General features: G+C 67.8%; 10 protein-coding genes. 2 read left to right on the top strand and 8 right to left on the bottom strand.

Annotation, left to right across the window (positions count from 1 at the left end):
- Positions 1 to 7 precede the first annotated feature (7 nt).
- Genes AC1DZT_RS05975 through AC1DZT_RS05965 form a run of 3 tightly spaced genes read right to left on the bottom strand, consistent with a single transcriptional unit; the run spans position 8 to position 3,145 of the window.
- Positions 8 to 931 (bottom strand): ABC transporter permease, encoded by a 924-nt coding sequence (locus tag AC1DZT_RS05975; protein WP_478005697.1) that lies wholly within the window; start codon positions 929 to 931, stop codon positions 8 to 10.
- Positions 931 to 2,025, bottom strand: a complete 1,095-nt coding sequence (locus AC1DZT_RS05970; protein ID WP_478005696.1) for an ABC transporter permease — start codon at positions 2,023 to 2,025, stop codon at positions 931 to 933. The genes AC1DZT_RS05975 and AC1DZT_RS05970 overlap by 1 nt, the downstream gene beginning before the upstream one ends.
- Before the next feature lie 10 nt (positions 2,026 to 2,035).
- Positions 2,036 to 3,145: a BMP family ABC transporter substrate-binding protein gene (locus tag AC1DZT_RS05965; RefSeq protein WP_478005695.1), complete on the bottom strand. Its 1,110-nt coding sequence runs from the start codon at positions 3,143 to 3,145 to the stop codon at positions 2,036 to 2,038.
- A gap of 137 nt (positions 3,146 to 3,282) precedes the next feature.
- On the opposite strand from AC1DZT_RS05965, the gene AC1DZT_RS05960 reads away from it, so the two are divergent.
- Positions 3,283 to 4,185 carry a LysR family transcriptional regulator gene (locus AC1DZT_RS05960; RefSeq protein ID WP_478005694.1) on the top strand — a complete coding sequence of 301 codons (903 nt, stop codon included), beginning with the start codon at positions 3,283 to 3,285 and terminating at the stop codon, positions 4,183 to 4,185.
- A 45-nt stretch (positions 4,186 to 4,230) separates the two neighbouring features.
- On the opposite strand, the gene atzF is transcribed toward AC1DZT_RS05960, so the two are convergent.
- Both atzF and AC1DZT_RS05950 read right to left on the bottom strand, forming a co-directional pair.
- On the bottom strand, positions 4,231 to 6,018 hold the full coding sequence (atzF, locus tag AC1DZT_RS05955; RefSeq protein WP_478005693.1) for an allophanate hydrolase: 1,788 nt from the start codon (positions 6,016 to 6,018) through the stop codon (positions 4,231 to 4,233).
- A gap of 184 nt (positions 6,019 to 6,202) precedes the next feature.
- Entirely contained in the window at positions 6,203 to 7,594 is a 1,392-nt protein-coding gene (locus AC1DZT_RS05950; RefSeq protein WP_478005692.1) for an SLC13 family permease, read from the bottom strand.
- A gap of 65 nt (positions 7,595 to 7,659) precedes the next feature.
- On the opposite strand from AC1DZT_RS05950, the gene AC1DZT_RS05945 reads away from it, so the two are divergent.
- On the top strand, positions 7,660 to 8,463 hold the full coding sequence (locus AC1DZT_RS05945) for an AraC family transcriptional regulator (protein WP_478005691.1): 804 nt from the start codon (positions 7,660 to 7,662) through the stop codon (positions 8,461 to 8,463).
- Between the two features lie 10 nt (positions 8,464 to 8,473).
- On the opposite strand, the gene AC1DZT_RS05940 is transcribed toward AC1DZT_RS05945, so the two are convergent.
- Genes AC1DZT_RS05940 through AC1DZT_RS05930 form a run of 3 tightly spaced genes read right to left on the bottom strand, consistent with a single transcriptional unit; the run spans position 8,474 to position 12,566 of the window.
- Positions 8,474 to 8,869 carry a GtrA family protein gene (locus AC1DZT_RS05940; protein ID WP_478005690.1) on the bottom strand — a complete coding sequence of 132 codons (396 nt, stop codon included), beginning with the start codon at positions 8,867 to 8,869 and terminating at the stop codon, positions 8,474 to 8,476.
- A complete protein-coding gene (locus AC1DZT_RS05935) occupies positions 8,866 to 10,686 on the bottom strand; it encodes a hypothetical protein (RefSeq protein WP_478005689.1) in 1,821 nt (606 codons plus the stop codon). Before AC1DZT_RS05935 ends, AC1DZT_RS05940 begins: the two co-directional genes overlap by 4 nt.
- Positions 10,686 to 12,566, bottom strand: a complete 1,881-nt coding sequence (locus AC1DZT_RS05930) for a hypothetical protein (protein WP_478005688.1) — start codon at positions 12,564 to 12,566, stop codon at positions 10,686 to 10,688. The genes AC1DZT_RS05935 and AC1DZT_RS05930 overlap by 1 nt, the downstream gene beginning before the upstream one ends.
- Positions 12,567 to 12,671 lie beyond the last annotated feature (105 nt).

The following is a 12,671-nucleotide window of genomic DNA, read 5'->3' as shown; positions in this document are numbered from 1 at the left end:
GAGGGCCTCACTTGGTGATGGAAAGCTCGCCCGGGGCACCCGCCATGGCATGGGTCCGCGAGGAGGTGGCGATCAGCACGCCAAGGGTCAGGACGTAAGGGGCGGCATAGAAGAGGTAATAGCCCGAGGAGACGCCGACCGATTGCAGCGCCGGGCCAAGCGCCCCCGCCCCGCCAAACAGCAGCGCCGCGCCAAAGCAGGCGATCGGGTTCCAGCGGGCGAAGATCACCAGCGCCACCGCCATCAGGCCCTGGCCCGAGGAGAGCCCCTCGTTCCAGCTGCCGGGGTAGTAAAGCGACAGGAAGGCCCCGCCGATCCCGGCAAAAGCGCCCCCTGCCGCGGTGGCGAGGGTGCGGATGACGTTCGGCCGGAGGCCCATCGCCCGGGCGGCATCGGTGCTGTCGCCCACGACACGCAGGATCAGCCCGACCTTGGTGCTGCGGAACATCCAGGCCATGCCAAGCGCCAGCGCGAGGCCCACGACGAACAGAACATTGATCTGCAAGGCCGCCTGCAACTGCGGCAGGTCGGACCAGAAGCCCAAGGGGATCGCCGGCAGATGCGGGGCGACCGGCTGAATATAGGGTTTGCCGAAGTAGAAGGCGATGCCGGTGCCAAAGAGCATCATCGCGATGCCGATGGCGATGTCGTTGACCTTGGGGAGCGAGCAGATCATCCCATGCACCAGCCCGAAGATCGCGCCAGCAAAGGCCGCGACCAGGACGCCCGCCCAGGCGCTTCCGGTGACCACGGCGGTCGCATAGCCCGCCATGGCGCCGAAAACCAAGGTACCCTCCAGCCCAAGGTTGATGCGGCCGGAGCGTTCGGTCAGCACCTCGCCCAGGCTCACGAACAGGAAGGGGGTCGAAACCCGGATCGCGCCGCCGAGAATGGCAATCGGAATGCCCCACAGGCCGATGTCATGTTCCATCAGGCGCTCCACCGTTCCGGCGCGAACAGCTTGAAGCGTCCGTAGGCCGTGTCAGAGATCAGGATCACAAGGAAAACAAAGCCTTGCAGGACGATGATCGTGGCATCCGGCAGATCCATCCGCCGCTGGATCAGTCCAGAGGCCGCGTCGAAACCGGCCAGCAGCAGGGCCACCGGGATGATGGCGAGCGGGTTATGCCGGGCCAGAAAGGCGATCAGAATGCCGGTATAGCCATAGCCCGCCGCGAGCGAGGCATTGGCCGAGCCAAAGACCGCCGTCACCTCGAAGAACCCGGCCAGACCTGCGAAGGCCCCGGCCAGCGCGGTGAAGCCAAGGATCAACTTGCCCACCGGCAGGCCCTGCACCTGCGCCGCCTTGACATTGCCGCCGGCGATCCTTGCCGCAAAGCCCCAGGTCGTCTTGTCGATCAAGGCCCAGGAGATCACGCAGGCCAGCAGCCCGAAGGCGAGGCCCCAATGCACCTCCATCCCCGGCAGGTTGCCGACGCGCAGGCTGTCGGCGAGCGGCAGGGTGGAGGGTTTGTTCAAGGACGCCGGGTCACGGAACGGGCCTTCGACCAGATGGTTCATCAAGGCGATGGCGATATAGGCTAGGAGAAGCGAGGAAATCGTCTCGTTCACCCCACGGTAAAACCGCAAGGCCCCCGCCGCGCCGATCCAGATGCCGCCGATCGCCATGGCGACCAGCGCCATCAGCGGCAGGGCGATCACCGGCGCCACCCCGGCCAGAAGCGGCCCAAGCGCGCCGACGGCCACGCCGCCCAGCACGATGGCGCCCTCTCCCCCGATCACCACCAGCCCGAGCCGGGCCGGAAGCGCCACGCAGAGCGCGGACAAGAGCAATGGCGCCGCCCGCGACAGCGTGTTCTGCAACGAGAAGGCCGAGCCATAGGCCCCCTTCCAGACGATCGCCATGAACTCGATCGGCGATTTGCCCTGCGTGAGCAGGAATATCCCGAAGAGGGCCAAGCCCAGGGCCAAGGCGGCCAGCGGAATCACCACAGCCTCGGACTTCCGCGCCAGCCCCGGAAGCCAGCTGGCCCCCGTGCTGCCGATGATCGCCTGATCTGCCATTTCCGTCTCCTTACGAGGTGGACCCGACTACGCCTTCAACCAGATAGTTCATGCTTTCGAGGGCGATATCGGTTTCCACCTGCTTCTCGCCGTCCTTCAGGATCACGTTGCCCTTGTTGTCCTTCAGCGGCCCCTTGATCACGGCGAAGCCGCCTTTCATGATCTCGGCCATCGTGGCGTCGAACTGCGCCTTGGCTTCCGGCGTCACAGCGGGACCGAGGGGGGACATCTTGATATAGCCGTCGGTCAGCCCGCCGCGCATGAAGTTGGGCAGCGTCTCGCCCGCCATCACGGATTTGACCATGCCGGTATAGACCCCGGCCCAGTTCCACTCGGCCCCGGTCAGGTATTTGTCGGGGGCGAGGGCGGACTGGTTGGCGTGATAGCCGCAGACATAGGCGCCGCGCCCGGCGGCGGTCTGGATGGTGACCTTCGGGCCATCGACGTGGCAGGTGATCACATCGCAACCGGCATCACACAGCGCATTGGTCGCCTCGGCCTCCTTGACGGCCAGCGACCATTCGCCGGTGAAGATCACCTGGCAGGTGATCGTTGGGTCCACCGCGCGGGCCCCCAGCAGGAAGGAGTTGATGTTGAGCAGAACCTGCGGGATCGGCTTGGCCGCGACGAAGCCGATCTTCTTCGACTTGGTCATATGCCCGGCGACGATGCCGTTCAGATATTGCCCCATGCCGATATAGCCGAAATAGCTGCCGACATTGGTGGGCAGACCCTCTTTCCACAAGCCCGCCGCATGTTCGAACCGCACCTCGGGGTATTTCGGCGCGACGGTCAGCACATGGGGGTCGAAATAGCCGAAGGAGGTGGGGAACAGGAGGCTGGCGCCATCGAGGTTGATCATCGATTCCATCGTCTTCTGCACGTCGATGGTTTCGGGCACGTTTTCTTCCTCGACGACGGTCACGCCTTCCATCGCCTTGACGGCGGCAGCACCCTCGGCATGGGCCTGGTTGTAACCGAAGTCGTCCTTGGCGCCGACATAGATGAAGCCGATGGTCAGGGGCGTGGCCGCCCTTGCCATGAAGGGCAGGCCCGAGGTCAGAGCGGCGCCCGAAAGTGCTGCAGCGCCATTCAGAAAGCGACGGCGAGAAAGGGTCATTGGCATCTCCATGTCAGGGTTAGGTCGTGCTGCGATGCGGCATCGACTCGTTAACGCAAGTGTTACGCTTTGAACTGCTGCTGTCGTCTGCTACCTTTGCACCGATCTGCTGCAATCTTTGCAGCACTGGAGGTTCCATGCGCCAATTGACCCCGCTGCAATTCATCGACGCCGTGGCCCGCGCCGGGTCGATCCGCAAGGCGGCCGAGGGCATGGCCCTGACCTCGACCGCGCTGAACCGCCGCGTTCTGGCGCTGGAGGATGAGATGGGCGTGCCGATCTTCGAACGCCTGCCGCGCGGGGTGCGGCTTTCCACGGCGGGCGAACTGCTGATCCACCACCTGCGCACCCAGGCGGCGGAGCTGGAGAAGCTCAAAAGCCAGATCGCCGATCTTGCGGGCGAAAGGCGCGGTCATGTGAACATCGCCTGCTCGCAGGCCTTTCTGCCCTTCTTCCTGCCCGAACAGATCGGCGCTTACCGGCGCGACCATCCCGGCGTGACCTTCTCGGTCCGGGTCCGCGACCGCGAGGCGGCCGAGGCGGCGCTGGTCAACCATGACGCCGACATCGCGCTGATCTTCGAACCGGTCCGCCTGTCTGAGGTGCAGATCCTCGGCTCGGCCCGGCAGACCATCCATGCGGTGATGGGGGCAGAGCACCCCCTGGCCGCGCTCGAGACCTTGCGGCTGCGCGATTGTGCCGGCTATCCGATCGGCCTGCCCACGGCGCAATATGGCGTGCGGCACCTGATCGACCTCGCGCTGATCAAATCCTCGATCGGCTTGCGGGTCGTGCTGGATGCCGACCATTTCGAATTTCTGCGCCGCTATCCGGTGCAGGAGAATCTCATCAGCTTTCAGATCCCGATCGGCCTGCCCTCTGCCGCCGACAGCGAAGGCTCGGTCTTTCGCCCGGTCGACACGCGGGATGTGCCCGAGGGGCGGCTTTACCTGTGTCAGCTGCGCGGGCGCACCCTGCCGGTCGCCGCTGCGAAATTTGCAGCGCAGATCGGCAAGGCGCTGGACGCGCGCTATGATTGAGCGTGTCGGGCACAGGTGGGAACCGGTTTTGCCCGACACGCGACGTCAGGCTTGCGCGGCGCGGAAGGCGCGCCAGCCGCCGTATTGCGTGATCTCGGTCGCGCCCTGCAGGGCATGCGCCTCGCAGAGAAAGCCCGAGATCTGGCTTCCATCCTCCAGCGCCACCTTGCCGATACCGAGGGGCGCCGGGATGCGGGCGACAAAGGCGCCGAAGGCGGCGGCGGGCAGGGCCCAGACCTCGACAATCAGGCCGGGGCCGGTGAAGGCGGGGTCAAATGCCATGCCGGGTTTCGGCGGCACGGTGCCGGCCAGGGCGTAAAGCCGATAGCCGGGGGCGGTCTTCGCCTCGCCCAAAAGAAAGCCGCCCGGCCCGGTCAGTTCGGGGTTGAGCGGCATGCCGGTCAGATGCGCCCCAACCACGCAGATCGGGATGAAGCCTTCGGGGATGGTCACCTCCGGCGCGGCAGGGATGGCGGCCGTCTTGTCCTTGCCCATGCCAGAGGCGGCGGCGGCATGCATCGCCCCGGCAAAGGGCGCCAAAGCGTCATCGCTGAAGCCCGGCCCGACCAGCGTCACCCCGGCCGGCAGGCCCGAAGGGCCAAAGCCCCCCGGCACTGCGATGGCGGCATAGCCCAGAAGGTTGGCGAAATTGGTATAGCGGCCGAAATGGCTGTTCTTCGTCACCGGATCGGCCAGCATGTCGGCGACCGTGTAGGTGGTGGGCGAGGTCGGCAGCATCAGCATATCCACCGAATCCCAGGTGGGGGCGACGATCTGGCGCAAAGCCTCCAGCCGGTAGCGGCCCTTGAACGCCTCCACCGCCGTCTTGGGCAGGGCGCCGGCAATGATCTTGCGCACGGTCGGGTCGAAGTCGTCCGCGTTGGAGGCGAAGAAATCCTCCACCGCGGCCAGACGTTCGGCCACCCAGGGGCCGTCGTAGAGCAGCGCCGCCACCTCGCGGAAGGGGGCGTAGTCGAAGGGGACGATGGTGGCACCCAGGCTTTCGGCGCGGGCGATGGCGGCGTCATACAGGGCCTCGACCTCGGCATTGCCGTAGAACTCGCGCTCGGCCCCCGCCAGCACGCCGATGCGCGGCTTGGGCGGCAGGCCGACCGGAACGGCCCGGCGCGAGAAGGGATCGCCGCCGTCGAACCCGTCCATCACCCGGCGGATCGCCACGCCATCCGCGACCGATCCGGCAAAGACGGTCACCACATCGACGCTGCGGCAGGCGGGGACGACCCCGGTGTTGGGCACGAGGCCGGGTGTCGGCTTGATGCCGACGAGGTTGTTGAACATCGCCGGAACCCGGCCTGACCCCGCCGTATCGGTGCCCAGTGCAAAGACCGCGAGGCCAGAGGCCACCGCCACCGCCGACCCGCTCGACGATCCGCCCGAGACATAGTCGGCATCGAAGACCGAGCGCGGCGCGCCATAGGGCGAGCGCGAGCCGTTCAGCCCGGTGGCGAACTGGTCGAGGTTGGTCTTGCCGATCACGATCGCCCCCGCCGCGCGCAGCCGGGCCACGGTCACGGCATCTTCCGCCGGAGCATATTCAAAAGCCGGGCAGGCAGCGGTGGTGGGCAGGCCCGCCACGTCGATATTATCCTTCACCGCAAAGGGGATACCGTAAAGCGGCTTGCCTTCCGCCCCCGCTGCCATCACGGCACGGGCGGCCGCGCGCAGGGCCTCGTCCGGGGTGGCGGTGATGAAAACCGCCTTGTCGGCCAGGGCGGCGCGGCGGGTGATGACCTCCTCGATCACCTCCAGCGGGGTCATGCCGCTGGCATAGGCGGCTTGCAGGGCGGGCAGGGTCAGAATGGCGGGCAGCATGACGGGCTCCTTCAGCGGCAATCGAGGTCCGGGCAGGCCCGGGTCCCCGCGAGGCCACGCTTGCCCAAGCCCCTTGCGCAAGCCTTCTGTCGGACCGCACGGCGACTTGGCCTCTTTTGTTCTTCTGTCGCACAAAAAACAGGCGAAGATGAGTGAAAATCAGGCGGTGAACGGCCCTTCTGCCTCAGATCCAGCCAAGGAGCCGCCACCACAGGTAATCCAGCGGCAAAAGCCCCAGAATCGTCAGCGCGGCCAGCGGCAGGATGACCCGCAGAAGATGCGAGAGCTTCTCGCCCGAGAGCTGCATTGCCACGACCAGGGGCGCGATCTGGTAGGGGAAGAAGACGGTCGAAAAGCCGATCACCTGGGTCATCAGAAGGGCGGGCAGGCTGAAGCCGGTCAGATCCGCCAGCTCCTGCGCCAGCGGGGTCAGGACCGAGGGCACGCTCGGCGCCGTGGTGAAAAGCCCGGTGACCATGGCCATCCCCGACAGCGAGACGAAGTTGACGAAATCGCGCCCCGGCTGCAGCGGCAGCACCGACTCCAAGAGATGCCCCAGCAGCGCGCCGAGGCCCGAAGCATTGACCAGCGTCCCCAGCGTCAGGGCGCCGACCACGAAGAGCAAGAGCCCGAAATCGACCGAGGCCTTGAAGGCCGCAGGGCTGACCACGCCCAGACGCGGGCTCAGCAGGACGGTGGCGGCGGCGATGCCGATCCAGGCCGGGTTGATGCCGTGGAAGTGGTCGGTGATCCAGAATCCCAGCGTGATCAGAAGGGTGACCATGACCCGCAGCTCGGCCCCGCTCGGCGCGGCGGCGGCCGCTGCGGCCACATGAACCGGCGTCGCCACTTTGGCCGGGAACAGCCGCAGGATCAGCCAGACAGTCAGGGCCGATTTCACCAGCCCGAGGATCGGGTAATGCAGGGCCAGATATTCGGTATAGCCAAGGCGGACATGGCCGATCGTCTCGGCCGCGCCGGTCAGCACCATGTTGGGGATATTGGCGGTCAGGATGGCAAAGCTCGGCACGTTGCAGGCCAGCGTCAGCGCCACCGCAATCCCGCTGCGCCCGCGCGACCCGGGGCCAAAGCCGGCGCGGTCGGCCAGCGCCATGCCGATCGGGATCATCACCACCGCCCGCCCGACCGAGGAGGGCATGACGAAGCCCAGAAGCATCGCCACCCCCGTCAGCCCGACGATCAGGCCGGGATAGCTGCCCCCCAGATGCGGCCCCAGCGCCCCGGCCAGCCTTGCGCCAAGCCCCGACTGGGCGATGGCGCTGCCGATCACGAAGCCCGAGACGATCAGCCAGACCGCCGCCGCGCCAAAGCCGGCAAAGACCTGATCCGAGGGCGCAAGTCCGAAGATCAGCGCGACCGAGAACAGGATCAGGCTCGCCAGGTAATTCGGCACCACGCCGGTCGCCCAGAAGCCCAGCGTGACCAGCACCGCGCCGAGGATGCGGCCCTGAACCGGCGTCAGGCCCGCAGGTGTCACCAATGCGAGGGCGAGGGCGACCAGGACAAGGATCAGCATGAAGGCCTGTTTGATCATCAGACTGCGGGTGTGGGTCATTGCGGCCTCCTTTTCTGTGCCGGGCCAGACTAGCCGGAAGGGCGCTTCTGCGTTAGACAGGTATCATGACAGAGGATATCGCTGACACGACAGATCAAGGCCCGAGCGGCACCGGCTTTGTCCAGGACCCCAGCCGCCCGATCCTGGCGCATGGCCGCCTCTTCCGGCCGGGCGACGCCGTGCGCCCGCACAGCCACCCCCGGGCGCAGCTTCTCTGGGCGGCGGAGGGGGTCTTGCGCGTCACCGGCGGCGGCAGCGTCTGGATCGTGCCGCCAAGCCATGCGGTCTGGATCGCGGCCGACACGCGGCACGCCGTCAGCTCGGAAACCGAGGCGCAGATCCGCAACCTCTACTTCGACGCGGCCCTGCCGGCGCGGCGGCAGGAGGCCTGCGCGGTCCTGTTGCTGACGCCGCTGATGCGGCAGCTGATCCTGCGGCTGGCGGCGCAGGACATGACCCGCGCCTTCGATGCGCGGTTGCAGAACCTCTGCGCGGTGATCCTCGATGAGGTCGCGGCGCTGGAACCGGCGCCGCTGTCGCTTCCCGGTGGGCAGGACCCGCGGCTGGTGCGGCTGACCCGGCATCTGGGCGGCGCCCCCGCCGACCCGCGTGGTCTGGCCGTGCTTGCCACCTTTGCCGGCGCGAGCCCCCGCACGTTGGAGCGGCTGTTCCGCGCCGAGACCGGGTTGACCTTCCGGCAATGGCGGGCACGTCTGCGCCTCCTCGCCGCGATCGAGCGGCTGAACCTTGGGCAAAGCAGCACGACGATCGCCTATGGCCTCGGCTACCGCTCGGTCAGCGCCTTTGTCGCGGCCTTTCACGACCAGTTCGGCTGCCCGCCGCAAAGCTTCCTGCAGCCGCGGCCTTAGGTCTGCGGCCCTAAGTTTGCGGCACGAAGGTCACGAAACGCCCGATGAGGAAGCTGACCACCGCCGCCACGGCCGAGGTGACCAGAAGCAGCAAGGTGTCATGGAAGAACTGGTGGCTGACGAAATGCGTCGTCACCGCAGAGACCAGCGAGACCGAGCCGATCTGCGTGGCGACGTAAGAGGCAAAGGCCGAGGGGCGCGGCTTGTCGATGCGAAAGGCAAAGCGGCGCTGCGCGGTATAGGCCAGCGGGATGGAGGCGATATAGACGAGGACCGAGGTCCAGAACGGCGGCGTCCCGGCAAAGCGGATCAGCGCCGCGGTGGTCATCGAATAGCCAAGGCTGAAACTGCCGCCGACCAGCAGAAAGCGCAGGAAGGTCGCGAGTTGCGGGCTGATCCTCGTCATGGCTGCACCGCCACGACCTCGGGCAGCACCCGGTAGACCTTGAGCGCGGTGCCCGCCACCGGAACCGGCTGCAGCCAGGCCAGGGGATCGCCGCGCATCAGCGCTGCGGCAAATTCCGGCTGGCGGGTCGGGTCGAGGGTGGCGCAGACGGCGACGTAATCGGGCTTGCTGGTGCGGATCGCCGTCAACATGTTCTCGGCGCTGCGGAAGGGGAAGACGCCGTTCCACATCGCCGCTGCACTGCGGTGATAGGGGGCGGCAAGGCCGATGTGATGGGTGGTGGCGATCAGCGGCGCGCCAAGGCCCAGCGTGGTCAGGATGCGCGCCGGCGGCAGGACATCCAGCGCGCCAAGGTCAACGGCATTGCGGCAATCGTTGCCCTTGCCACGGCCATCGGCCAAAATCGCTTGCGGCATCGCGGCCCTTATCAGCGTCGTGACCGGCAGGCTGACCACTGCAGGCACCTCCAGCACCAGGGCGGCGGCCACGAGGGCGAGCGAGCGCCGCGCCCCCGGCTGCGCCACCCGCCTTTGCCACAGGACATGCAGGACATAGCCGGTCAGGAACGGCACGGCGCAGCCGGTGAGGTTGGTCATCCGGATCTGGATGAAACTGCCCAGAAACCCGACCGCGCCCAGCACCAGCATCTGAAGCGCTGCCGAATCCTGCGCCGCGATCGCCTCGCCCCCGGCGCCGCCACGGGCCTTGCGCCGCGACCAGAGCAGCAGCGTGGTCAGGGCGATGACGGCGAAGACCGGGGTCAGAAGCAGGTTATAGGTGGCGGGGTTGTGGCCGGCGAAGACCAGGCCGGGCTGCGCCTCGGTGATCTGGGTGGTCATCATGGCCCGCACCTCGGCCGGCAGGGCGCCGTAGGGTCCGGTCAGACAGGGCAGCAGCAGCGGCGCGCAGAGGGCGACCCCCAGCCCGGTGATCGCGGCAGAGGCCGCCAGTCGCGCAACCGGATGGCGCAGCCAGCGCCGCGCCGCCAGGGGCAAAAGACAGGCCGCGCCCGCGATCACGCTCAGCGCCAGCACCGGCGGGGCCAGCTCGTCGCAGCGCGGCACCAGCCATTCGCCCGGCCCGGTCTGGCCAAGGAAGAGGACGACCTCTGCCCCGACAAGCGCCAGGCAGAACCCGGTCAGCACGCCATCGGCGTCCCTGCAGGCACAGGCAGAGCGGACCAAGAGCATGGCCCCCGCCACCAGGATCAGCGGCAACGTCTCCAGCCCCACGGCCAGAGAGAAGGCCGCCGCCGCCCCGGCCAGAAGCCCGCGGCGCAGCGCGTCGCCGCGCCCGATCAGGGCAAAGGCCATGACCGCGGTGGTCAGCATCTGCACATTGTGGTGGTCGATCCGCCCCGGCCCGAAGAACAGCGTGCCCATCGGCTGCCACAGCACCGCCATGACCATCGCCATCACCGCAGCCCCCGGCCCGAGGATGCGCCGTGTCGCAAGCCCCACCAGAATCACCATCAGCGCCAGCAGAAGCGTCGGCCAGATCACCAGCGTCAGCCGCTCTGCCACGTCCATCGGCACGACCTTCGACAAGGGCACCAGAATGGCCGAGATCCCGAGGTCGACATAGCGCGACCAGTGCATCGAGATCCCCTCCGGCCCGAGGATGCGGTACTGCATCATGTCGAACCAGCCCTGACCGCCCAGCCAGTCGCGGATCTCCATCAGGCGCATCGTGTCGTCGTTGTCGCCCTTCAGGAGGGTCGCGAAGATGCGCGGAAAGGCGATCACGGCGCGCAGGGCCAGGAAGGCCAGCACGAGGCCAAGGGCCAGGGGCATCACGATCCTCTGGTTCAGCCGCATCACGGTTGCACCGCCAGCACGTCCGGCAGGACCTTGAACACCCGCAGCGCCGTTCCCGCCACCGCCACGGGCTGCAGATAGGGCAAAGTCTCGCCGCGCAGCAGTTGCGCGGTCACGGGGGCAGAGCGGCCGGGGGAGGTGCCGCTGCAGACGGCGACATAATCGGCGCCGGTGCTGCGCAGGGCGGCCACCATGCCCGCGGCGCTGCGGAAGGGGATGATGCCATTGGCATAGGCCGCGGCGCTGCGGTGATAGGGGGCGGCCAGACCATCGTGATGGGTCGTGGCGACCATCGGGGCGGTCAGATCCATCGGCGTCAGGATCCGCGCCTTGGGCAGAATGTCCAGCGCCGCGAGGTTGACCGGATCACGGCAATCGGTCTGCGGCCCGCTTTGGGTCAGCCGGTTCGCCTCCTCCGGCGGCAGCAGGGCGTGGACCACCGCCTTGGCCGGAATGTTCAGGGGGGTCGCCACCTCGGTCAGCAGGGCCGCGCCGATCAGGGCGAGCGACCAGAGCGCCGAGCGTCCTGCGGCGCGCTTCTCCCACAGGCAGCGCAGCAGATAGCCGGTCAGGAAGGGCATGGCGCAGGCGGCGAGAAGGTTCATCCGGATCTGGTAGAAGCTGCCGATCAGACCGACACCGCCCAGCACCAGCATCTGGCCAACGGCGGCCTTCTCGGCCGCGGGGGCGTTGCGGCGCAGGGTCCAGAACAGCGCCGACAGCAGGACCGCGACGAAGACCGGGGTCATGATGCTGTTGTAACCAAAGGGGCTTTGCGCGGCGAAGACCAGCCCGGGCAGCGCCTCGAGCACCTGGGTCGAGATGATCTTCTGCACATCCAGCGGCAGGCTGCCATAGGGCCCGGCAAGGCAGGGGAGCAACAGGCCGGCGCAGAGCTTGACCCCAAGCCCGACCACCACGGCCGAGACGGCCAGCCGGGCCCAGGGCGCGGGCAGCCAGCGCCGCAGCGCCAGCGGGGTCAGGCAGGCGAGGCCCGCAATCCCGCTCAGGGCCAGCACGGGCGTCGCCAGCTTGTCGCAGCGCGGCACCAGCCATTCCTGCGGTCCGGTCTGCCCGAAGAACAGCACCAGTTCCGCCCCGAAGAGTGCCACGCAGAAGCCGATCAGAAGGGGGGTGGCCTCCTCCTGCTCCAGTGCGGCGCGCAACAGCAGAAGCGCCCCGGCGACCAGGATCAGCGGCAGCGTCTCCAGCCCGACGGCAAGCGAGAAGGCCGCCGCCGCCCCCGCAACCAGCCCGCGGCCCAGCGCGCGACCCTGACCGATCATCGCATAGGCCATGATCGTCGTCGTCAGCATCTGGACATTGTGGTGGTCGATCCTCGCCGGGCCGAAATAGAGCGTCCCGATCGGCGCCCATTGCACGACGCTCGCCATCGCGGCCAGCGCGGCCCCGGCGCCCAGATGCCGCCGCGTGCCATGGCCCGCGATAAGGACCATCAGCACCAGCAGCAGCGTGGGCCAGATCACCAGGGTCAGATTCTCGGCCAGCGTGGCGGGGAAGACCTTGGACAGCGGCACGAGGATCGCCGAAATCCCCAGATCGACGTAGCGCGACCAGTGCAGCGAGATCCCCTCGGGCGGCAGGACGCGGTATTGCGTCATGTCGAACCAGCCCTGACCCGCCAGCCAGGCGCGGATCTGCATCAGGCGCATGATGTCGTCATTGTCGCCGCCGATCAGCGTGGTGAAGATATGCGGCAGCGCCATGAGGGCGCGCGCCACGGCGGCGATCAGCGCCAGGATCAGCACCAGCGGGAAGAGCCGGGTCGCAAGGTCCTGCGCCGACCGGCTTGCCTCCGGCGTCGCAAGGGCTGGGTCCGCGGGGTTTTGCGACAATGGCGGAAACAGGGAATCAGACATCTGCTCTTCCAGTCCTCTTGGGGCCATGCCGCGCCTCTTCCGGACGCCGGTCGGCCATGCTCCAGCGGCGGGATAGTCAGCATTCGGGGCGAATCTATGACTATT

It is taken from the genome of Rhodobacter sp. P1_C2 (assembly GCF_056406375.1).
The sequence above is the reverse complement of the archived record's forward strand: the minus strand, read 5'-3'. Positions and strand labels throughout refer to the sequence as shown.

Bases quoted from the DNA above. Each gene is read 5' to 3' on its own strand.
- AC1DZT_RS05945 (WP_478005691.1), top strand. From the start codon at position 7,660: ATGACAGAGGATATCGCTGACACGACAGATCAAGGCCCGAGCGGCACC.
- AC1DZT_RS05975 (WP_478005697.1), bottom strand. From the start codon at position 931: ATGGAACATGACATCGGCCTGTGGGGCATTCCGATTGCCATTCTCGGC.
- AC1DZT_RS05970 (WP_478005696.1), bottom strand. From the start codon at position 2,025: ATGGCAGATCAGGCGATCATCGGCAGCACGGGGGCCAGCTGGCTTCCG.
- AC1DZT_RS05935 (WP_478005689.1), bottom strand. From the start codon at position 10,686: ATGCGGCTGAACCAGAGGATCGTGATGCCCCTGGCCCTTGGCCTCGTG.
- AC1DZT_RS05965 (WP_478005695.1), bottom strand. From the start codon at position 3,145: ATGACCCTTTCTCGCCGTCGCTTTCTGAATGGCGCTGCAGCACTTTCG.
- atzF (WP_478005693.1), bottom strand. From the start codon at position 6,018: ATGCTGCCCGCCATTCTGACCCTGCCCGCCCTGCAAGCCGCCTATGCC.
- AC1DZT_RS05960 (WP_478005694.1), top strand. From the start codon at position 3,283: ATGCGCCAATTGACCCCGCTGCAATTCATCGACGCCGTGGCCCGCGCC.
- AC1DZT_RS05950 (WP_478005692.1), bottom strand. From the start codon at position 7,594: ATGACCCACACCCGCAGTCTGATGATCAAACAGGCCTTCATGCTGATC.
- AC1DZT_RS05930 (WP_478005688.1), bottom strand. From the start codon at position 12,566: ATGTCTGATTCCCTGTTTCCGCCATTGTCGCAAAACCCCGCGGACCCA.
- AC1DZT_RS05940 (WP_478005690.1), bottom strand. From the start codon at position 8,869: ATGACGAGGATCAGCCCGCAACTCGCGACCTTCCTGCGCTTTCTGCTG.